We start from the raw sequence: 21,361 nt of genomic DNA on the forward strand, positions 1-21,361 counted from the left end.
GTAGAGCGGTGGGTTTTGTCCCGTTGATGATATAAAGACGGCCTGTTAGGGCAGTTCATTAGTATAAGTTGCTTCAAAGGCCACTTCTTGACGGTCCACTTCAGACTGCCATTGCTCCACCTCCAATGCCAGACGAGCCAGGTCTTTCTTCGGGAGTTGACCGAGTTGTTCCTGTCGCCATAATTGATGCTGGGCATGTCGGTAAAAGAGGCGGGCTGCGAATAAGTCAAGCTGATCCTGGAATCCAAATCGATGATGCCAGTTTCTGCTCGCTTCATTCGCCAGGAAATATCGACTCTCTAACTGGGTAAAAGGGGTGTTAACGAGTTGGTTGAGTATCGTTGTCATTAAGCCAGTTGCGACACCACAGCGTTGCCACAAGGGGGAGACACCCAATAACCGAAGATAGGGCTGTTGTTCTGGCTTCTCAATCACTAGAGCTGTTCCAATGAGGATACCCTCTGGTGAAATGGCAAGGCATGAAACCGTTGAGGGCTTACCTTTAACTGCGTCTAAATAGTTATCAATACAGCTTTGGGCTAATTCCTGAATATCCAGCTCTTCATAATTGCAATATTCAACAGAGTCGTGGAAGACCTCAAAGAACAGACGCTTGAGCTCAGGCGCATCCGTTGGCACAACAGGCCTAATCCTGCACGCCTTAGGGGTATAGCTTCGGGGGGCAACATTGATGATGGTCAGAACAGACTGCTGTCTGGGTGTGAGATAAGCCATACCGTTGAAGTACTCATGCTTCCAACCCAGTCGCCAAGGCATAATTTCATATTCTTCCCAGGACATGACGATCTGTTCGCTCTTCACTCCACCTCCAAGGAATGCTCAACCAGAAAGCGCCCTGCTTCTAACGCCAATCGGCTGTTCTCGTAAAATTCCCCATCGGTGTGAACCTGTCTTTCTGGAGTGATGACCCAACATTGATAGCCCCACTCAAGATCAAGAGAGACTCCAACGAGCCAGCCATCAGGGAATCCTAACAGTTCAGCAAGTGTATCTGTTGCCATTACAACCTCATCATGTGGAGGTAAAACATGAACATAAGTATCATATTGACACCATCTTAGTACAAGATTACTATATTGGTCTAGCACCCCCCAAATTGACCCCTTTGGAGATCCACTGATGAGTGCCAAAAATGACATGACCGAGAAGCAAAAAGCCCTCGACTTGGTAATGAAGAACGTTGAGAAGACGTTTGGCAAAGGGGCCATTATGCGACTGGGTGATGCCACTCGTATGCAGATAGAGACGATTTCTAGTGGTGCATTAACCCTAGACCTAGCTTTAGGAGGTGGTCTTCCAAGAGGGCGAGTTATTGAAATATACGGCCCTGAAAGTTCAGGAAAAACCACCGTAGCCCTCCACGCGATCGCTCAGATCCAAAAGACGGGTGGTGTCGCGGCCTTTGTTGACGCTGAACATGCCCTTGATCCTGTTTACGCAGCAGCATTGGGTGTGGATGTATCTGAGCTGCTTGTGAGTCAGCCTGATTCGGGGGAGATGGCTTTAGAAATCGTGGATCAGCTAGTTCGTTCTAGTGCGGTTGATCTGGTGGTGATTGACTCTGTTGCTGCACTCACTCCCAGAGCGGAGATTGAGGGAGACATGGGAGATTCCCACATGGGGTTGCAAGCTCGATTGATGAGTCAGGCCCTGCGTAAGATTACGAGCAATATTGCCAAGTCTGGTAGCACCGTCATCTTCCTGAACCAACTTCGTCAGAAGATTGGGGTCACCTATGGTAACCCTGAGGTGACCACGGGAGGTAACGCCCTCAAATTCTATGCATCTGTTCGCTTGGATATTCGGCGGATCCAGACTTTGAAGAAAGGGACTGACATGTATGGCATCCGAGCAAAGGTCAAAGTTGCAAAAAACAAGGTTGCTCCTCCCTTTCGGATTGCAGAGTTTGACATTCTATTTGGCCAAGGGATCTCAACAATGGGTTGCCTTGTGGATATGGCGGAAGAGAAGGATATTATTGTCCGTAAAGGAGCTTGGTATAGCTATGACGGTAGCAATATAGGCCAGGGTCGGGAGAATACCATTCAATACTTTCTGGATAACCTAGAGTTTGCTCAAGATATCGAGCAACAAGTACGTCAAAAGTTAGAGTTGGGTTCTAAAGTCTCTGCCAATTCCATCACGGCTGCTGAGATAGAAGCTTCTGATACAGAGGAAGTTGACGCATCTTAAGAGAATTAACCTATCAGGAGTATATTGCTGTTAAAGAAGTCAAGCATCAAGTCTTAAGGTAGCTACCTATGCCCAGTAGTTCTGCCAATATAGGGTCTCCCCCCATTGAACAACTACAGGGGATAGTAGAGCGACTGACCTTCCATTCTGATGAGTCGGGTTATACCGTTGCTCGCCTCAAGGCCCCTCGAACTCGTGACTTGATCACCATTGTAGGTAGCTTTGCCAATATCCAAGCAGGCCAGACGCTTCAACTCCAGGGGATATGGCGAGACCATCCTAAATATGGTCCTCAATTTCAGGTCAAACAATATAAGGAAACAAAGCCCGCCACTCTCACAGGACTTGAGAAATACCTCGGCAGTGGCCTGATCAAGGGTGTCGGTCCCGTCACAGCAAAGCGCATCGTAGCTCACTTTGGACTAGATACTCTCGACATTATTGAGAACCAAATTGAACGCTTAATTGAAGTCCCTGGCATCGCGAAAAAGCGAGTCAAGCTGATTCAGACCGCCTGGGACAGTCAGAAGGCAATCAAAGAGGTAATGGTCTTTCTCCAAGGGCATGGCGTCTCCACCACTTATGCCGTCAAGATCTTTAAGCAGTATGGTGATGAGTCCATTGAAACCGTCACCCATAACCCCTATCGACTAGCAACAGATGTCTATGGCATTGGATTTGTGACCGCAGATGAGATTGCTCGCAGCCTGGGCATCTCACCTCATTCTGAATACCGCTATCGAAGTGGTCTGTTACATGTCTTGAGTGAATCCGCAGAAGAAGGGCATTGTTATTTACCCCAACCAGAACTGATTGACCGAGCCGTGAAGCGATTGGCCCTCCCTGACTATCAGCCCAAACCCGATCAAGTGGAATACCTGATCCATGCCATGATTTCTGACGCTGAGCTAATCGTCGAACGGTTAGCACATGAAAACTCGACTAAGCTGCTATGCTACGCACCTCCTTTCTTTCAAGCTGAATTCCACTTGTCTCGTCGAGTTCTCCAGCTGCTAGCAACCCCTCTAGTCGTCGATAAAGATCGGGTAAAGGCTTGGTTAGACCGCTTCATGGCTCAAACGGATGTAAGTCTCTCAGAGCAGCAGCAGCAAGCCGTGGAGATGGCAGCTAGTCAGCGTATTGTGATTCTTACGGGTGGCCCTGGAACGGGGAAGACATTTACAACCCGCACAATCGTAGCGCTTTGGAAGGCAATGGGGAAAGACATTGTGCTCGCTTCCCCCACGGGTCGGGCCGCACAACGCCTCAGTGAAGTGACGGGTCACGAAGCTAAAACCATTCATCGCCTCTTGGAATTTGACCCCAAGATAATGAAGTTTCAACGGAATACAGATAACCCGATCCCCGCTGAAGTAGTGGTTATTGATGAAGCCTCCATGCTGGATCTGTTCTTAGCAAATTCCCTGATCAAGGCCATTGATACCAACGCTCAACTCTTGCTCGTGGGTGATACAGACCAGTTACCCAGCGTGGGACCAGGAAATGTCCTATTAGATCTGATAACCTCTGGGAGGATTCCAATTATTGAACTGACAGAGGTTTTTCGTCAGGCCAAAGCCAGTCACATTATCCGTAACGCTCACCGCATCAACCAAGGCCAGTTTCCGAACTTGGAATCCGTGAGTCATTCACCTAAAACGGATTGTCTCTGGTTGGGAGCCCCTGAACCAGAGAACGGTGTGCAAGCGATCCAGGAACTGATTAACGATCTTCTCCCTGGACTCGGATTCCATCCGGCACGAGACGTACAAGTCCTTTGCCCCATGACGAGAGGCGAGGTTGGTACTCGAAAACTCAACCAAGTCCTGCAAGCATTGATCAATCCTCCCCATCCCGATAAACCTGAGTTGACGCGAGGAGGACTTACTCTCAGGGTGGGAGATCGCGTTCTGCAGCAGGTCAATGATTACAACCGAGAAGTCTTCAATGGCGATATGGGAGTGATCGAGGATATCAACCTAGAAGAGATTGAAGTCACCGTTCGCTATGCAGAACGTTCCGTTTCTTATGATCTCGCTGACTTGAATGAAATTGGCTTAGCTTGGGCCGTCACGATCCATAAGAGCCAGGGGTCCGAATATCCCGTCGTCATTCTGCCCCTGTATATGCAGCATTACATCATGCTCAGCCGTAATTTACTCTATACCGGATTAACACGGGCAAAGAAGCTGGCAGTTCTTGTGGGTCCCAAGAATGCGATCAGCATGGCCGTCAGGCAGATCAAAGATAGGCAACAATACACCTTGCTTGAGCGGCGCTTGGGTGGTGTTCCCAAAGCTGACGAATCACTAGCTTCCGCGATTTTTTAACGGGTCGTTAACACAGTCATCGATAATCTGGGTTGTTTAACTAGCTCATGAAATCCCCATATTGTTGCGTTATTTTGCAGAGATGATGGCTCTTTAAGATCGAGAGTGAAACTTTACTTTAGTATGGGCAGACTTTAGGTATAGAAAGCTTCTCAGTTATTTTTTTAGCAGTAACCTCACACTCCAAATTTAGTGTGTCATGGTTGCCCTTTAATACACCATGTCATCTAGTGCCACTTCTCCTCGAGACTTCTCCTCTAGATCAACCTCCACCCTCTTTTTAAGGGGGATAGGCAATACTACCTTGACCACCATATTGACCTTGACCCTCCTGGGAAGTGCTGGTTTAGCAGGAGGACTGATGGGGGTAGCGATTAGTTATCGTGATCTGCCTGATGTGACTTCATTAACCCGCTTTTCACCCAACGAAACAACCTACATCTATGACATCAACGGCAAGTTGCTCACGGGCTTGCATGAGGAAGAAAATCGCCAGGTTGTCCCACTGGCTAAAATCTCTCCCCACTTGAAACTGTCCGTACTCGCCATCGAAGATAGCAACTTTTACCAACATGACGGCATTAATCCAGTCGGTATCCTGCGGGCAGCCATCACCAATTACCAGGCAGGTCAGACGGTACAAGGGGCATCAACCTTGAGTATGCAGCTGGCTAAAAATCTCTATCTGACCCCAGAAAGAGCCTTTAGTCGCAAGCTCGCAGAAGCAGTTCTAGCACTGAGAATCGAACAACTGCTCAGTAAAGATGAAATTTTAGAGCTATACCTCAATCAAGTGTATTGGGGACATAATACCTATGGCATAGAAACAGCCGCCCAGAGTTATTTCAATAAATCTGCTGAAGATCTGACCCTAGCTGAATCTGCCATGATGGCTGGGATTATCAAAGCACCAGAAGGGTATAGTCCCTTTGTAGATTTAGACCTTGCTAAAGAACAACAGGACATCGTTCTGGGGCGTTTGGAGGAACTGAAATGGATTACATCTGCTGAGGCTGAAGCAGCTCGGACAGAGAAAATCATTTTAGGAGAAATTACCTCCTATCAACGGAGCCAAGCCCCTGATGTCACCAATACCGTCATTCAGGAATTGACTGAAAGATTTGGTCGAGAGGCACTCGTTAGAGGAGGATTCCGAGTTCAAACGACTCTTGATTGGAAGATGCAGGAAATTGCGGAGAAGACCGTTCGCAGGAATCATCAACACTATGCCTATGCAGCAGACCAGATGGCATTAGTCGCAGTCGATCCGAGAACGCACTTCATCAAGGCCATCGTTGGTGGAGTGGATAACAAAAAAAGTGAATTCAATCGGGCGACTCAGGCTTATCGACAACCCGGTTCTGCTTTCAAACCCTTTGTGTATTACACCGCCTTTGCGACGGGGAAGTACACCCCAGATTCAATGATTAACGACTCTCCCGTGAGCTTCAATGATGGTGGTATAGAGCGGTATAAACCTCAAAACTATGACCGCAGTTTTCAAGGCTCAATGTCCATTCGCCAAGCTCTCGCTCAATCGCGCAATGTGCCTGCTATTGTCATGGGTCAAAAAGTGGGCATTAAGAATGTGATAGATGTCAGTCGTAAATTAGGAATTACTAGCCCGATCCCCAATGTGATTTCACTCCCCTTAGGCGCTGTGGACTTAACTCCCGTAGAGATGGCTTCAGCCTATGCCACCTTTGCTAATAATGGCTGGCAGTCCAAAACAACAGCCATTTCTGCAAGTCACAGATCCTGCGGGCAAAGTGTTGATTGACAATACCCCACAACCCAAGCAGGTACTCAATCCTTGGGCTGCTGCCTCCGTCAATAGTACGTTGCAAACCGTCGTGCAATCCGGGACGGGGGGTAGCGGCCCAGATTGGTCGCCCCGCAGCGGGGAAGACGGGGGACCACTTCGTCCGAGCGGGATGTTTGGTTTGTGGGCTATGTGCCTCAACTATCTGTGGCCGTGTGGGCTGGTAATGACAATTACTCCCGGATTGGGTCTGGGGCAACGGGGGGAGGGTGGATGGCCCCTGTTTGGCGAGAGTTTATGAGTGAGGTATTGAAGGATACGCCTGTTCAGTATTTTGAGCCACCTTCCAAGTTTCCCAAGCCCAAGGGTTGAGATTATTCACCTACCTGATCGTACCTCTGTAGTTTCAGATCTAGAGCGGTGCGCACATCTAAAACTGATTCCGGGTTCATCCTCAGGGGTGATCGCCTCGACTTGGTTAAGCATTTCCCGCAACGATTCCGCTTCATCACCCTCCATGGATTCTAAGAGTCGATGGGCGTGATCGATTAACTCCGTCTGAGTAGGCATGGAGTCATCAGCATCGATTTCAATGCCTGCACCTTGGGCGAACAATGATTCAATTTCAGCTCTAGATTGAGTGAGCTCATGACTAGACAGACGGCTCGTCCCTGCATCATCAACAATCAATGTACTCTGCTGACCCTTCCCTTTCTCTGTTGCCGTCACGGTCAAAATACCATTGTGGTCAAAATCAAAATGCACCTCAACTTGGACGCCTCCTGCAGGTCGAGGTGGCAACCCCTCCACTCGAAATGACCCGAGGGGGACATTCTCTCTTGCTACTGCATTCTCCCCTTGAAACACCTCAATCTCCACCGTTTCTTGACCATCAGAGCAAGTGGAGTACACTTCAGAACGCGAGACGGGAATGACACTATTGCGAGCAATGATCCTGCTAAACATCCCTGGCATGGTGCCAAAGGCAGTACTCATCGCTGCGGCAATACCCAGGGAATGGGGAATAACATCCACCAAAATAGCGTCTACGGATGCACCCGATAGTACGCCCGCTTGGATGCCAGCCCCTAAGCTCACACATAAGTCGGGCTGGATACCGTCAATGGGAGCTTGTTCTAGATGGGCTGTAATCATCTTTTGGACTAACGGAATACGGGTAGAACCGCCCACCAGAATGACCCGATCCAACTCTTGCTTGTCCAGCTTTGCATCCGCTAAAGCTCGGTCTATCGCCTCCAATGTTTCTTCAATCAGGGGTTGAATGAGGTCTTCAAAGGACTCCCGTGCTAATTCCACTTCCAGGTGCAGTGCGGTCTTCCCCTGGCTGACTAAATAGGGTTCACGCGCTGTCGCAAAGGCATGTTCACTCAAGTCAATCTTGACTTTTTCCGCAGCCCGGAGCAATCGGGCGTGGACGGTGGGATCTGCAGGAACCTCTGTGTCATGACTTTGCCGAAACTGCTCTGTGAGGTACAGCTGCAACCGTCGGTCAAAGTCATCCCCACCAAGACGATTGTTCCCATGGCTGGCCAAGACTTCGGTCACATCTCCGGTAATCTCGACGATTGAAACATCGAATGTGCCGCCGCCAAGGTCATAAACTAGCACCTGCTCTGTTTCCTCACTGCGAAAATCATAGGTTAAAGCAGCAGCCGTGGGTTCATTGAGCACTTGCAGTACTTCTAAGCCAGCAATTTCTCCAGCCTCCTTCGTGGCCTGTCGTTGAGCATCTGTAAAGAAGGCAGGGCACGGTAATGACTGCTTGGGTAACTGCTTCACCAAAGGCATCTTCCGCTCGTTGCTTTCAAGGTACGGAGGAGAATAGCAGAGATTTCTTGGGGTGAATAGGTTTTCTCTCCCAGTACCGTCTTATGATCCGTTCCCATCTGCCGTTTGATAGATTTCACGGTCTGTTCAGGAGCAGCTGCATATTGCCTAAGCGCTTCTCTGCCTATGAGGAGTTTGCCCTTTGTTGTGATTCCCACACATGACGGCAACAGGGTTTCCCCATTCTCGTCTGGGATGGCCCAAGGTTGGCCATTATCAATGGCAGCCACAACCGAATTCGTCGTTCCTAGATCAATCCCGACTGCTGTACCCATATCGTCTATCCTTTGTAAGTTCTTGAACTATCGCTCGTCTGGATCTGAGGGTTTAGAAGCCACCATCACTTGAGCTTCACGCAAGATCCGATTCTGCCATAAGTACCCCTTAACCACTTCTTGAATAACGGTATTCTCTTCTACTTCTGCACTTTCTTGCCGACCTAGTGCATACATCTGTTCTGGATCAAAGGGTTGACCGTTCACTTCAATGGGTACGACCTGTCGCTGCTGGAGGATATCGAGCATTGAACGTCGGATGAGTTCAACCCCTTCTTTCGCACTACTGATGATCTCACGGGTGCCATCCGTCTCTAATTCTGATGTCTCAGGGCTGACGGAGGCAGGAGATTCCTTTTGCCAAAACATCAACCACTGCTGACATTTTTTGGAAAAAAAGAGGATGAGGAAGCAGCAGAGGATACTTGGGATTGAGAAAGAGGTGTTGCTAAGGTCTGCAAATGGTCTTGTTCCGCTTGATGCCAATGCTCACATGCATGATCTAAGCCATCTAAAATACCCAGCAAATCTTGCAGGAAACGTTCTTGGTCTCGTCGATGTTTGGCAGTTTGGGTAGCTAGCTCTCGGGGGGATTGGGTCATGATGTTCTAGGGTCCATCTCCTGGTCACTTTAGAATGTTAGCCGCACTAATTCTGTTAAGGTCACTTGCGCTTGAGCGGTAGCTCGTGCTCGCAGCTGGGTGACGACTGGCGCATCCAACTCCTGCTGACACGGTTGGAGTTCAAAGAAATCTTGTTCAGGTTGCTGTTCTCCCTGGCGCAGGGCTTCATAGGCTGCCCGAATTGCTTTGAATTCTTGAGGCTGTTTATGGGCGGGAAATTCCCGTAATTTGGAATGATAGGCGGACTTGATCTCAGTTGGGGTTGCCCCAACTGCCAAGCCTAAGAGGTCATAGTGGTCTTGCATCGTTGGTTATCCTCGCCAAGTTCTTAGAATTGAAATCCACGTTTTGTTTTTTTTCGGCTTGCTCTTGGAGCGCGACCGACCAAAGGGTAAGCCTGCATTCAGGGGATCTGGCTCAAAGAAGTAATCATCATCTTCATCCCCAAAATCAGGGAGATCATCCATCATCCGATCTACTAATTCTGGCAACATCCTTTCCAAGAGTTCGGGTGGAATTTCTGAGCCAAACATTTGCTGCGCCATCTTACGCATCATATCTGTCAGGTCTATTTCGCCGGATTCACTGAAATTGGTCAAGTCGGGAAAGACGGCTTGGGCCATCATCCCTGACTGAAAAGCTTCTTCGGCACGATAGGCTTGCAGTGCCGGAGCATCTTGTAACCGTCGAGCCAGTTCAAACCCTTGCTCATGCCAGTTTTGGTAAGCTTGACTCTCAATGTCAAAGGTCGTCGCTTTCGCTAGGAGTAATTGAGGATTCTGGGCGTCTTGGCTGAGGGCCGTGTCAATCAGAGGACGGAGGACGTCTGTTTGGGTATAGTACCGAGCTTGCAGCTGGATACGGGCTAAGGCTGTTCCAGGTTGGGGGGACTGATTTAGATAGAGTTGAAGGGCCATATGTAAGCGTTCTGCAGCTAATCCTTTGACAACTAGGAGAACAAGATGAGCCTCTTGTACTTCTGGATACTGCTCGCCTAGGGCAAAGTGTTGCTGCAAATACTGGCTCTCCAAGGCAGCAATCCCTTTGAGTCGCTTGGCAAAGAGCTTAAGACTAAGAAAAATCGCTTGCAGGGGCTGAATCTGCTCTTGAGGGGATGATGTTTTTAACAAACGAGCCCATTTTGGGGTAGCGGATGATTGGACTAATGTGACCCGACCCGCAGCGTTGGGTTCGTCCTCAACGGATTCCACAAAAATCTGGCAGGCTTGCAATGCGGGGTCTTGACTGGCTTCTCTGGACATCACGAGCTGGGCAAAGACCCGATAATTTTGGGTGGACAGGGCTTCTTGCCACCAGGGAATGCCTAGCTCTGGCTCGATCTCTAGATCCCCAAAGGGTTTACCAAACTGTTGACGGGCTTCGCGAATGGCTTGGGCTTCTCCTTGTTCTTCGAGGGATTCAATCAGGGCAAAATAGACATCGCCATAGGTACATCCCTCACTTAAGGCTTTCGTTAGCAAAGGAATAGCTTGGTCGAGTTGATTCTTCGCAAATGCCATTAAGCCTTGGCGACCCATGACCTCTGCAGATGTGGGAGACATCTGTTCAGCTTGTTTCAGCGTTCGTATCCCCTGTTTGGAATTCCCCATCTCCATCCATAAATCCGTCTGCCAGCAATAAAGTTTCGCCAGTATGGGTTGAGTACGAGTTTCGGGCCAAGCTTGGGAGTCTGCTCGGGCAGTGGTCTTAACCCAATCTAAGAGGCGACTGAGTAGACGCTGACGTTGAGGGAAGCGTTCAGTCTCTTGATAGACCAGATGGAGCTTTAGGGCTAATTTGGGGTCAAAGGGGTCTGATTCAATCAGATCTTCCCAAAAGGTGATCGTACATTGGGGTTGACGATTCTGGAGGGCTTGTTCCCCTGCTAGCAGCAATAGTGGTCGTCTAAGAATATCGACATCAGGATAGTCTAAGCAGGGTTGTGGCAATCGCTGAATTAGATGGGCAGCTTCATGGTAGTCAGATTGGTCAATCAGATAGAGGGCTTCAAGGACAATGGCTAAGGACCGATCCGAATGAAGGTTACCATCTCGCTCAATTAAAGGGAGAAGGGATTGTTGTTGATCTAACGCTTGCCTGATGGCAAGTCGTTCAAGGGCGGGGTGCTGAGGAGTTATACCTGAATTGAATCGTAGGGCACTGAAGGGAGAATACGGCTTCAGTCCTAAGATACTCTCTGAGATTTCCCAGTGACCTAACTGCTGCTGGGTGTAGGCAATCCAAACGGACTGATTATCTCCCGGAGTTACGGCTCTGCGATCCATTTTCTTGAAAGAGGTGATCGCTTTTTGAGGATCTTCAGCAGCTAAGGCTAACACCCCTCTGGCCCAATGCAATTGAGCAGCATAGAACCGTTTGGATTGATGGGTGATCAGGTCTTGAATTGCTTCAATATCCTCATTGAGGAATAAGAGTTTCAAATAGCACCCTGCATAGTTTTTAGGTAATACTTTCTCCTCAAAGGCTTTCTGAATAAGGGCTAATGCAGCCTCTATCTGATCTGAGGCTAAAAGGCATTTGGCTAGCCAATAATGTCCCTCACCAGCATGACCAAGAGTGAGTGCCTTCCGCAAAGAAACTTCAGCTTGAGAATAGTCGCCTTGGTCATATTCCTGCTGACCCTGCAGCAGCCATAGTTGGGATTCTGACTGACTAATCTGTGCTTCGGGATAGGAACGGTGAATTTGCTTCAGCTTGTCTAAGGCTTGGCGATAGTTTTGACGTTGAACTTGCGTTTGCAGCTGCCTCTCTAGCTTCTCAAATTTGGAAGATGGGCTCGTTGACGCTGACCTTTGACGTTGCTTGGTTTTTCGTTTGGCCACAATCCTGCCCTCAGTTCAACAATGAAACCCCCCCCCCAACCAACTTCTATCAGGATAATTGTGAACTCAATACAGTAGATACTTATTGGCCTTTTCTTAATATTGGATATCAAAGCGGCCCGAGAGGGGCAAAACGCTCCAAAAATCGCCAAGATAGTCTCATTAATGATTAGATCAAGTGAATCATACTCTGGGAATGCTAACTCATAGCATTCTTACACTTTGCTGAAACTATACTGATCTCCGACAACCTATGGCCACTGACAACAAATATTCTGAAGTACTTCTTGAGTTAAAGACCCACTACCAACAAACACTGGCTGAACTTGAAGCTCAAATAAATCAACTCAAGACCAAAATCACGTCTCTAGATACGTTGATTGAAGATCCATTGTTAGGCTCAGATATCCTTTCAATCCTGCAAGGTGAAGCAGGCTCAATGCCATCAGAAGCGTCAAACTCAAAAGCTGCTGACACAGTAGAGCCTAAAGCTGAATCTAAACCCAAGAAAACTGCTCCAAAAGCTGCTTCAAAGAAGAAATCTGCAACTCCTAAGAAACCAGCGTCAACTCCAAAGACAAAGGGAAAAGTAGAATCTAAAGCTGAAGCTACTCCAAAGAAAGTTGCCCAAAAAGCTTCACCCTCATCTGGGAAGAGAAAATCTCCAGCATCTAAGAAAACAGCATCAGCTCCAAAAGATACTAAAAAGGTAGAACCCAAAGCTGAAGAAAAGCCCAAGATAGTTGCTCCAAAAGCTTCACACTCGTCTTCACAGAAACAGTCTTCGGCCTCCAAAAAAGCTGCATCCCAGACAGAGACTAAAAAGAAGAATCAGAAAAAACCGAGCCAGTCTTCATCCAGTCCTCTAAAGATGAACAAGCCTTATGACCAGATGAACAAGACTAAAGCCATTGCTCAGATCCTGCAGGAGAATCCTGGTAAAGTCATGCATACCGATGACTTGAGCTTGATATTGTTTGGTAAGTTGACCCCAGAGCAACATCAAGCTGAGCGGGCAAGGATGAAAACCACTATGTATCGAGGTGTTGATCAGAATCGTTGGAACAAAGTACCTAAAAAGAACATGTGCTATGTCTACGATCCCAGTAAAAATGTTGGCCCTACGAACTCAGATACAACCAAGGGTCAGAAGTCTCGCAAGAAGACCTGATCGTAGATAGGCAAACTCAGCTATCGTACCCTGGTCCAGTGAAACCAGGGTACGATAATTTTTCTATTGTTATACTCGTTTACCCTATTACCTCAGTTAACCTCAAACTACTGGGTACTGCCATAAACATATCTGTTTATGGTTAATATACTCACTATTTGAGGAGAGTTTGGTGGACTACTCTTATTCCAGACCTACTGAAGTACATTGTCCTCATTGCAACCAGATGGTGACAGTTGATGTCTGGTTGATTTTGGACCAGGGTTCTCAACCAGACTCGATCCATAGCATAATTGAGGGCAGTTTTCAGACACATCCTTGTCCCAATTGCTCTAAATCCATACAGAAAGTCGATCAACCCATTTTGATTTATCGATCAAAGCTACACCCGCCCTTGTTATTTGCTCCAGCTTTGAAAACCACCCTAAAAGAAGATCAGACTCACACCCTTCAACAACCTACGGTGTACACATAAGTCGATTTTGAGCTATTTCCCATGCAAAGAACATCGTCTCAAACCGTTTCAGGCCATGGGTTAGCGTTGCTGTACCTGGAGGTCTTTGAGACTGATACCCCTTCCATCCACCCAGGCGAGCAACAATCCAAGTTGCCCAGGCCAAGGAGTTAATCGGATAAGGATTTTGTAGCTTTGTAGTTTTACCTTGGACTGTGGGGGCAATTTGTTTCAGGTATTGCTGCTGTTCATCGGTAAAAGTGATAGATGCAGGCCATTGTGGCTCGTCTCGTCCTTCCACCATTTGCAATGTCGCAACCGCAACAGATAAGGCTAAGACGGTGAGGCGCTGAATTGCTTCACCTGATTCGAGTTGTGTCGATTCAAGATCTAAACCAGTCTTTTTTAGTTGGGCAAAAAGCCGCTCAATTCTCCACCTGAATTTGTACCATTCCAGGATTTGTAGCGCTTGCTCAAGGGATTCCACCGTGTGAGTGGTCAATAAGCGCCAATAAATCGGTTTCTGACCTTTGGGCGTTGTCTGTTCTTCCGCTTCGATGGCATACAGTTGAATACTCGGTGGATAGTCCAATTCCTTTAAATGCTCAGGTCGTTGAATTTTGACTGGAGCACAGCGGATCAGTAGCTTTGCATCTCTCGCCATCCGCTGAGTACGGGATTCGTACTCAATCGTAATCGTGGTAAATCCAATCCCCCATTGTGATTTGAGATATCCATAGAGTGATTTGGATTGACCTAGCAGACGACGGTCTTGACGAACCCTGACTAGGAGATGATTGAATGCATCAGGCACCGTTGCCCACTCTTCATACAAGTCCGATTCTCGGTCACCGATATGAGTGACCAGGCTAGCCCCTCCTGTCTTCAAACAGTGTTGACTTCGCTCAGCAGATGCTAACCATTTGAAGGATTCTTTCTCCTCAATCGGCAGATTTTGATATCCTCCTCTATCTTTGACTGTTGGACGATTCGGGTCCCGAGTCCACAGTTGAAGTGCACTCAATCCTAACGGGAAACCAGTCCCTGCATCTAAGGCGAGGGTCGGGTGTATGAAAAAGCCCACATCGCGATCATTGCCGACGACACCCAATTCTTCGAGCTTTAAGCGTCCTGAATGAGATTGTAAGTTGACCTCACTTGTATAGCAAGCGCCATTTTATTCAGGACATAATAAACTAGAGATACTGTTATGTCTTTCAATGGATGCCTAAAATCTACAGCTACGATTTACGTTGCAAAGTGATCGATGCTATTGAACTTGATGGCATGCCTCCCTCAGAAGCGAGTGACACCTTTCATATCAGTCGTAACACCATTAATCTATGGCAACGTCTCAAAGCAGAAACAGGTGATCTTCATCCCATCCCTAGACAACACCTTGGCCATAGCCACAAAATCACAGACTGGGACAAGTTTCGAGCTTTTGCTCAAGAACATCGCTATAAAACCCAAGCTCAGATGGCCGAGTTGTGGGAGGGGCAAATCAGTGAGCGTACTATTTCAAGAGCGCTGAAGAATATTGGATTTACTCGAAAAAAAAGACCTATGGCTACCGCCAACGCGATGAGCACAAACGGGCTGAGTTCGTCCAAAAGTTAACAACAGTAGACCCAGACGATATCGTCTATGCTGACGAGTCAGGGATGGACAATCGAGATGAGTATGACTATGGCTATGGTCCCAAAGGTGAGCGGGTCTATGCTTTAAAGTCTGGTAGCAGAAGTGGACGAGTCAATATGATTGCAGCTTTGAGAGGAAAGCAGCTCATGGCCCCGTTCACGATTGAAGGGGCTTGCAATCGCACCGTATTTGAAATTTGGCTTGAGACTTGTTTGATACCGATGCTCAAACCGGGGCAGAAGTTAGTCATTGATAATGCCACCTTCCATAAGGGAGGGCGAATTGAGCAACTGGTAGAAGCCGCAGGATGTGAAGTGTGGTACTTGCCACCCTATTCTCCTGATTTGAATAAGATTGAACGGTCGTGGGCTTGGATTAAAAGTCGAATTAGACACCAATTAGAGCACTTCGGTTCACTTAGAGAAGCAATGGAACATGTGTTGTACCTAGCGTCCTAATTAGAGTGGCGACTGCTATATCACTAACGGCTAAAACGTGTCGTCCTTTGACCTGTTGCTGGCAGTGGTCACAGAGGCTTTTGACCAACTCAGATATGGACACGTTTTCATTCTCTAAGAAGCGATAGAAGCCCACTTGCTCTGCGCGACCTTGGCTGATTTGACGGATGCTTACGCTCTGATGGTGATGAATGGCATCGAATAATGAAGCCCCCTTTTGAGTAAACGAAGGTCTCCAAAGGTAGTTCCATTGATCAGTTCTTCGTGCACCAGAATAGGATTTTCCATATCTTTGAGGATGCTCTATACGGCTTCACTACAGTCTAATTCAGACTTGTGTGTACACCGTAGCCTTCAACAACTTGTCCAACATTTGATGGATACTCTGGATACTAGTGATGATGACTGGATTATGGAAGGCTTAAAGCGAGTTCGCTGGAAGCAACTTCCGATAATATTGAGCGAGGCTACTTGACAATATTAAATTTTTCCCGCTGAGATTGAGTAGTGACAATCCTCATTTACTTTGTATTCAAAAGAAAGGGAATACTAGATTGATCTTTTCCTCCACTAACTAACACTCTTGGCATTTGGGACCCTCCCTCTCTCCAAGCTTGAATGGCTTCTTTTTGCAACACCAACTCACCACCTTGAGCTTTTAAGGTTTCAGCGAGTAGTCTTTGTGCTTCTGCTTTCCCCTTAGCTCGGTTAATTTCTGCCTGCGCTTCCTGTTCTGCTTCTTGAGCGATATAAACCGCCTTTTTTGCTCGTTGTTCAGCGATTTGCTTATCTTCGACAGACTTGGCAAATTCAGGTGAGAAATCTAAATCAACCACGCTGGTATCTAGAACTATGATGCCGTATTTACCTAGCCGTTCACCTAACACATCATCAAAGTCTTGTTTCAGCTCCGTTCTCTGGGTAATCGCTTCTTCAACGGTTTTCCTTGATGCAGCAATTTTGAAGGATTCCTGGGTTTGGGGGGCGATGATTTTGGTTACAATATTTTCTAAGGTGCCTTGCTTTCTACGAATTTCCACCACTTGAATCGGATCAAGCCGAAAATTGATCGCGAAACGGGCATTCAAATCTTGCAGGTCTTTGGTTGAACTTTGTGCTGGTACTTCAAACTTCTGCACCGTCAAGTCATAGATATCTACAGTGGATATTAACGGAGGCTTGAAGTGAATCCCTTCCAAAAATCCGATATCCCTTGCTTTCCCTAAGATACTGACAACTCCAGCTTGACCGGGATTGATCACAAAAAAACTACTCAACCCAATAACCAGAGTGACTAATGCCACACTAATAAGCGGTACTAAATTACTGCTGGACAGATTTTGTTTATTCAAGGTTAAGTGCTTATGAAGATGGGCAACTGCATCGCCTTAAGTATAGCTATCCTTCAACAGCTCAAGATCGACCCACTATCGTATGGCTCATAATTTTGACTTCCGAATGCTCTCCAACACCCTTACCGCAGCCCCCACCTTCGCCTGCTTCTTTGACGGCCCCTCACCAACTCCCTCTAGGCCCATCGCCCGCACTATGCAGCGAAAACCTTCCGGTAAATCCTCAAATTCATAAGCGGGCATAGAGATTTGCTGACGCTGACATAACTCCTGCAACTCACCGATCGGCCCAATTGAAAGGTTGCTGACACCAGCTGCAATCAAGCACTTTTTGGGTCCTGAAACAACGCAAATACGTTAGATCAGAATCTAAATTATTACAGAGAGCTAAAAAGTGTTGAGAGATATTAAGCTCTAGAAAGCTTACCCTATATAACTTATAGGCTTCGTTGCAGCTGGTGTCAGCGACCCTTCAATTGGGCCGAAGAAGGATGTCGAATGTCAATTACATAGTCCGAAAGTATTTTGATTTTCCTCCTGCTATTAGAGATTTGATTTGAAGCTTTGTCACTTGTACTTGAGATCGATGATCTTCTGCCTCGGTGATGGCCGAAGGCCGGTCGGAGACCATCGCGACAGAGAGCAAATGACAATTATCAATAAAACCACCATCAATAGAGATGCTTTCGAGTAAGCATCTCTATTGATGGTGGGGTAAAGGAGGTTTATTCTCGCTTGGGATTAGCTAGAAGTCTTTGGAGAATTGGCCGCGTTTTTAGCAGCTGCTTGTTTTCGAAAACTCTCAGCCTGCATCTCGAAAATGGTGGCATGGTGAATTAAGCGATCAATAGCAGCCACTGTCATCATCGAGTTGGGGAAGATCTTATCCCATTGGCTGAAAGGCTGATTAGCCGTGATGAGTAGGCTCTTTCGCTCATAGCGATGAGCAATCAGTTCGAATAGGACCGAGGTTTCAACATCAGACTTTTGAATATAGCCGAGGTCATCAATGATGAGCAGATCGTACCGGTCGAGCTTAGACAACAGGCTCTGCAATTCCAGTTGGAGTTTTGCCAGTTCCAGCTGTTGCACCAACGCTGTGGCCGTGACAAACTTCACCCGTTTCCCCAACTCAACAATAGAAGTCCCTAATGCAGAGCTGACATGTGTTTTCCCTGTTCCGCTTGGCCCAAATATCAAAATATTACTGCCCGACTCTAGCCAGTGAGTTGTTTGGGAAAACTCCATGATGGCTGCTGGATTGAGACTGGGAATATGGTCAAACTCAAAATTGGTCCAGGACTTGCCGTAGGGCAGCTGCGCTTCGGTTAGCGCGCGGGAGATCCGATTCTGTTCTCGACGGCTGGCTTCCCCTTGGGCTAAAGCCAATAGAAACTGGGCGTAGGACCAATTCTCCTGAGTCGCTTGATGCTCGATGCTCTGCCACTCGTCGAGGAAATGTCTTAACCGGAGCTGCTTGAGCGTCATCATCAAATTGTCGTATGGATTGTCCGGTGCTGCATTGGAGGAGTTGGTCATAGTCGGAGAGAGCGTGCTGTTGTGAAATGATGTCAGGATATTGCTCAGTCGAGAGCTTGAACTCAAAGGCTTGTTTTAATCTACTCAAGGTCAGGGTGGACTGTTCCAGTTGGGTTTGTAGATAGTCAGCTACCTGGGATTCTTGATCCTGAGTTGCAGCAATGTAGAGGGCTTCTGTCATCAAACGGGCAGCCTGGTCCCGCTCAAAGTCAGCTTTGAGGGATTCCCATAGCTGATGCCATTGAAGATTGGGCAGTAAGTCTGCTTGCCATTGGCAGTAGAGAAACGCATGGGGCTTTCTCCTGAGACTTTCTGCCACATGCTTGTAATCGATACTACGAGCCCGTCTCTTCTTCCCAGAGCCATGGACATGGACCCGCGCCAATTCCACTACGGGAGTGGTGCCTAAGAAACCGACAAGGCGGTCATGGTATAGGTGCAGTTTCAACCGATGACCAATTAAGCGAGAGGGGACTGTGTACAGGACACAGCGGACGGCAATCGTGCTGTTGCAGCTGACTTTAGCGCTGCGGATTTCATAATCAGGGGTGCGATATTTGGGCAAAGGTTGTAATGTGGGGAGCTCCAGTGCAAACTTCTTTTGACACTTGGCATTCAGCTTAGCGATGACTTGCTCGATGAACTGTTGATACTCAGCTACGGATTCGAAGTCAAAGCTGCCTCGACGATACAGGGCCTGGCATAATCGCCGCTTGAAATAGCCATGGGAGCTCTCGATGCCGCCATTCTCATGAGAGACGCCCAGATTGTTGCGGGTCGGCTCCATCCGGTAATGGTCACACAGAGTGGAATACAACTGAGTCAGCTGGGGGGTTACGACCGCCGGTATTGCGATAGGCGGCACTCAGACTATCGGTACGGTGGGTCTTAGGCACACCACCACAGGCAGATAAGGCATTTTGTAGTCCTTGAGATAAGCCGATAAAACTCTCTCCGCCTTGAATCACCTGCACGTACTGCCAGCCGCTATAACTCAGTCGATAGTGATACAAGATATGGTGAAAGGTTTCACCCTGAACCGTCACACTGAAACCTTTGAGCTGGGTGAAGTCTGACTGTCCCATCTCTCCAGGATGATGTTGAATTTTGAACATCACTTCTTTGGGCTTGCCATGAGCTGCCTTCCATTTAGCGGTTCGGCGTTGCACGGTTCTGATCTTGTCATCATATTGCCCAGGATGGTCCTCTTGTAAGGTCTCAAATAGAGTAGTCGCTTCTAATCGAGGCTCACGCTCTAACATCGGCTCAAGTTCTAATTCCCATAATCCATCCAGCGGATCTTCACGGGTTTTCCAGTCATGAGGGCGGCCTCGTTGGGGACGATGGGTGCCACTATCAATACGACGGGCAGTGCGGGTTGAGATCCCTGCTTTGGCAGCTGCAGTGTCTTGGGAAGAGCCGGATTGTTTTGTTTTCATATAAAGCTGTACCTGTTGAGGTTTAATAGGAGCTGGCACTAGAGGTCCCTAATCGTCTTAGGTGTACAAACCCTAGTGTCTTTCCTGTATGGAGTTATAAAAAAGTGAAAAGGTATAGATGCTCTCTGAACTGATTTGAGATCTCTTGTGTTTTGAGAATGAGATCCTGATTTCTAGAGAGGTCTACGTAATTGTCAGGCGGTCATGTATTCGGTCTATGCAATTGTCGCCTATCAGAAGGAGATGCTCATAAGCATCAAAGGCAACGGATGCACTTGGATGGGCAAGGACACTCCAAGCTAATGGCAAGGCACGATCCCGGTAGACCACTGCAATCCAAATCAGGCAGTACTCATCCCAGAACAAAGAGGTATCCAAGCTCAGATAAATCGTGGACTGCTGCCAATGAGACAGAGCCGATTGGATTAACGGTTTGTATAAACGATGAATATTGATGCGACTGTTACCCAGCCACCGACGCACTCGTCGTTGTTTGCTTTGGGCATACAGACCTCGACAGGGAATATAGGATAACCACTGGGGCAGATTCACTTGGCCTGTTTGAATCAAAGCGCAGACCATCCACAGGCAGATGGTTAAATGAGAGCGATGGCTCCAGCATGACCCTTGACCCAGCCAGAGGTTCAAGGAATCATAGAGACGGGAGTTTTTTTCACAGCATCACTAGGGTTAGAGTGATATCCAATCTTATGATGCTGGCTCCCACAGTATGCCGCCGATCACTATACGCCATTACTGGATACAGCTTGACTTTTATGTGGCACAGCTTTTGTCAGCCAACCAGTTCCGCCGACATTGCTTACAGCGAAACATGGCATAACTGAGATTGGGGTTTACGCTGTAGAAAGGAAACTCGGGTAGATCAGCAACGAAGACAATCCATGAAAGATAGATAGAGCATGGCTTAGGGTAAGCAATCAGCCTATCAGACTGGCAGTGATTCCTCAATTTTGGCTACTCAAGGCTGACAGTTTCGATTTAATTGCATGATTCCCAACCCAGTATTTTAGCCACCTGAGTCGTTAACGTTAGGGGTTCAAAAGGCTTGCTAATTACTCCGAAAACATCCAATTCGGCGTATTTCAATTGATCAGCGGGCTCTGCCCTTGCTGTTAGCATGATCACAGGCATGGATTGGGTTGATGCATCCTTTCTCAACTCTCGCAGAAGCATTATCCCGTCCATCCCCGGCATCATATAATCCAGTAAAATTGCATCTGGATGCTCTTGTTTAGCTATGAATAATCCTTCTGGACCAGACTCAGCCATTGACACTTTATACCTACTAAAAGCAACCAGACAAGTCTTTACTACCGTTCTGATATACGCTTCATCATCAATCAGGAGGATGTGTTTTTCTGACATCAGATCTTCTTGTCCTAAAGTAAGTA

Annotated in this window: 20 protein-coding genes and 2 pseudogenes; 7 read left to right on the forward strand and 15 right to left on the reverse strand. The window is 47.5% G+C overall.

The window, feature by feature from the left end:
• Positions 1 to 45 precede the first annotated feature (45 nt).
• Complete coding sequence (locus HRE53_RS29265) at positions 46 to 822, reverse strand: GNAT family N-acetyltransferase (RefSeq protein ID WP_235111776.1); 777 nt, start codon at positions 820 to 822, stop codon at positions 46 to 48.
• Positions 819 to 1,022, reverse strand: a complete 204-nt coding sequence (locus tag HRE53_RS29270; RefSeq protein ID WP_235111777.1) for a hypothetical protein — start codon at positions 1,020 to 1,022, stop codon at positions 819 to 821. Before HRE53_RS29270 ends, HRE53_RS29265 begins: the two co-directional genes overlap by 4 nt.
• 118 nt (positions 1,023 to 1,140) lie before the next feature.
• Between HRE53_RS29270 and recA the strand changes: the two genes are divergently transcribed.
• The 4 genes from recA to HRE53_RS34695 all read left to right on the forward strand — a co-directional run bounded on the left by recA (position 1,141) and on the right by HRE53_RS34695 (position 6,678).
• On the forward strand, positions 1,141 to 2,214 hold the full coding sequence (recA, locus tag HRE53_RS29275; RefSeq protein ID WP_235111778.1) for a recombinase RecA: 1,074 nt from the start codon (positions 1,141 to 1,143) through the stop codon (positions 2,212 to 2,214).
• Between the two features lie 68 nt (positions 2,215 to 2,282).
• Positions 2,283 to 4,544 carry an ATP-dependent RecD-like DNA helicase gene (locus HRE53_RS29280; RefSeq protein WP_235111779.1) on the forward strand — a complete coding sequence of 754 codons (2,262 nt, stop codon included), beginning with the start codon at positions 2,283 to 2,285 and terminating at the stop codon, positions 4,542 to 4,544.
• Positions 4,545 to 4,848: 304 nt separating this feature from the next.
• Entirely contained in the window at positions 4,849 to 6,324 is a 1,476-nt protein-coding gene (locus HRE53_RS29285) for a transglycosylase domain-containing protein (RefSeq protein WP_255801558.1), read from the forward strand.
• Positions 6,325 to 6,429: 105 nt separating this feature from the next.
• Positions 6,430 to 6,678: a hypothetical protein gene (locus HRE53_RS34695; protein WP_255801559.1), complete on the forward strand. Its 249-nt coding sequence runs from the start codon at positions 6,430 to 6,432 to the stop codon at positions 6,676 to 6,678.
• A gap of 6 nt (positions 6,679 to 6,684) precedes the next feature.
• Here HRE53_RS34695 and HRE53_RS29290 read toward each other — a convergent pair.
• The 6 genes and pseudogenes from HRE53_RS29290 to HRE53_RS29315 form a co-directional block, all read right to left on the reverse strand.
• Positions 6,685 to 8,429 (reverse strand): annotated as a pseudogene (locus tag HRE53_RS29290) (Hsp70 family protein).
• Between the two features lie 27 nt (positions 8,430 to 8,456).
• The gene (locus HRE53_RS29295) at positions 8,457 to 8,798 is read right to left on the reverse strand and encodes a nucleotide exchange factor GrpE (RefSeq protein WP_235111780.1); all 342 of its coding nucleotides are present in this window, start codon (positions 8,796 to 8,798) and stop codon (positions 8,457 to 8,459) included.
• A complete protein-coding gene (locus HRE53_RS29300; RefSeq protein WP_235111781.1) occupies positions 8,798 to 9,031 on the reverse strand; it encodes a hypothetical protein in 234 nt (77 codons plus the stop codon). Before HRE53_RS29300 ends, HRE53_RS29295 begins: the two co-directional genes overlap by 1 nt.
• A 29-nt stretch (positions 9,032 to 9,060) precedes the next feature.
• Positions 9,061 to 9,357, reverse strand: coding sequence for a DnaJ domain-containing protein (locus tag HRE53_RS29305; protein WP_235111529.1), 297 nt, complete (start codon positions 9,355 to 9,357; stop codon positions 9,061 to 9,063).
• A gap of 6 nt (positions 9,358 to 9,363) precedes the next feature.
• Positions 9,364 to 11,895 carry a tetratricopeptide repeat protein gene (locus HRE53_RS29310; protein ID WP_235111782.1) on the reverse strand — a complete coding sequence of 844 codons (2,532 nt, stop codon included), beginning with the start codon at positions 11,893 to 11,895 and terminating at the stop codon, positions 9,364 to 9,366.
• Positions 11,896 to 12,237: 342 nt separating this feature from the next.
• Positions 12,238 to 12,690 (reverse strand): hypothetical protein, encoded by a 453-nt coding sequence (locus tag HRE53_RS29315; RefSeq protein WP_235111784.1) that lies wholly within the window; start codon positions 12,688 to 12,690, stop codon positions 12,238 to 12,240.
• Positions 12,691 to 12,766: 76 nt separating this feature from the next.
• On the opposite strand from HRE53_RS29315, the gene HRE53_RS29320 reads away from it, so the two are divergent.
• Positions 12,767 to 13,066 carry a hypothetical protein gene (locus HRE53_RS29320; protein WP_235111785.1) on the forward strand — a complete coding sequence of 100 codons (300 nt, stop codon included), beginning with the start codon at positions 12,767 to 12,769 and terminating at the stop codon, positions 13,064 to 13,066.
• 172 nt (positions 13,067 to 13,238) lie between these two features.
• The gene (locus HRE53_RS29325) at positions 13,239 to 13,541 is read left to right on the forward strand and encodes a CpXC domain-containing protein (protein ID WP_255801563.1); all 303 of its coding nucleotides are present in this window, start codon (positions 13,239 to 13,241) and stop codon (positions 13,539 to 13,541) included.
• Here the strand turns inward: HRE53_RS29325 and HRE53_RS29330 are convergent.
• A pseudogene (locus HRE53_RS29330) lies at positions 13,525 to 14,670 on the reverse strand (IS4 family transposase); the annotation flags it as partial. The gene HRE53_RS29325 and the pseudogene HRE53_RS29330 overlap by 17 nt on opposite strands.
• Positions 14,671 to 14,744: 74 nt before the next feature.
• Here HRE53_RS29330 and HRE53_RS29335 point away from each other — a divergent pair.
• Positions 14,745 to 15,619, forward strand: a protein-coding gene (locus HRE53_RS29335) for an IS630 family transposase (protein WP_212662369.1) whose coding sequence is annotated in 2 segments (ribosomal slippage) — positions 14,745 to 15,074 and positions 15,077 to 15,619 — 873 coding nt in all. Because the reading frame shifts where the segments join, the coding sequence is not laid out codon by codon here.
• A 521-nt stretch (positions 15,620 to 16,140) separates the two neighbouring features.
• Here HRE53_RS29335 and HRE53_RS29345 read toward each other — a convergent pair.
• The 6 genes from HRE53_RS29345 to HRE53_RS29370 all read right to left on the reverse strand — a co-directional run bounded on the left by HRE53_RS29345 (position 16,141) and on the right by HRE53_RS29370 (position 21,335).
• On the reverse strand, positions 16,141 to 16,971 hold the full coding sequence (locus HRE53_RS29345) for a prohibitin family protein (RefSeq protein WP_212661524.1): 831 nt from the start codon (positions 16,969 to 16,971) through the stop codon (positions 16,141 to 16,143).
• An 87-nt stretch (positions 16,972 to 17,058) separates the two neighbouring features.
• A complete protein-coding gene (locus HRE53_RS29350; protein WP_235111789.1) occupies positions 17,059 to 17,295 on the reverse strand; it encodes a putative dsRNA-binding protein in 237 nt (78 codons plus the stop codon).
• Between the two features lie 417 nt (positions 17,296 to 17,712).
• Positions 17,713 to 18,462: an IS21-like element helper ATPase IstB gene (istB, locus tag HRE53_RS29355; protein ID WP_304518439.1), complete on the reverse strand. Its 750-nt coding sequence runs from the start codon at positions 18,460 to 18,462 to the stop codon at positions 17,713 to 17,715.
• Between the two features lie 845 nt (positions 18,463 to 19,307).
• Positions 19,308 to 19,988, reverse strand: coding sequence for a hypothetical protein (locus tag HRE53_RS35395; RefSeq protein ID WP_396133476.1), 681 nt, complete (start codon positions 19,986 to 19,988; stop codon positions 19,308 to 19,310).
• 144 nt (positions 19,989 to 20,132) lie between these two features.
• Positions 20,133 to 20,531: a hypothetical protein gene (locus HRE53_RS29365; RefSeq protein ID WP_235111790.1), complete on the reverse strand. Its 399-nt coding sequence runs from the start codon at positions 20,529 to 20,531 to the stop codon at positions 20,133 to 20,135.
• A 417-nt stretch (positions 20,532 to 20,948) separates the two neighbouring features.
• Positions 20,949 to 21,335, reverse strand: a complete 387-nt coding sequence (locus HRE53_RS29370; protein ID WP_235111791.1) for a response regulator — start codon at positions 21,333 to 21,335, stop codon at positions 20,949 to 20,951.
• Positions 21,336 to 21,361: the final 26 nt, after the last annotated feature.

Source organism: Acaryochloris sp. 'Moss Beach', from assembly GCF_021497025.1.
In the GTDB taxonomy this organism is placed as follows: domain Bacteria; phylum Cyanobacteriota; class Cyanobacteriia; order Thermosynechococcales; family Thermosynechococcaceae; genus Acaryochloris; species Acaryochloris marina_A.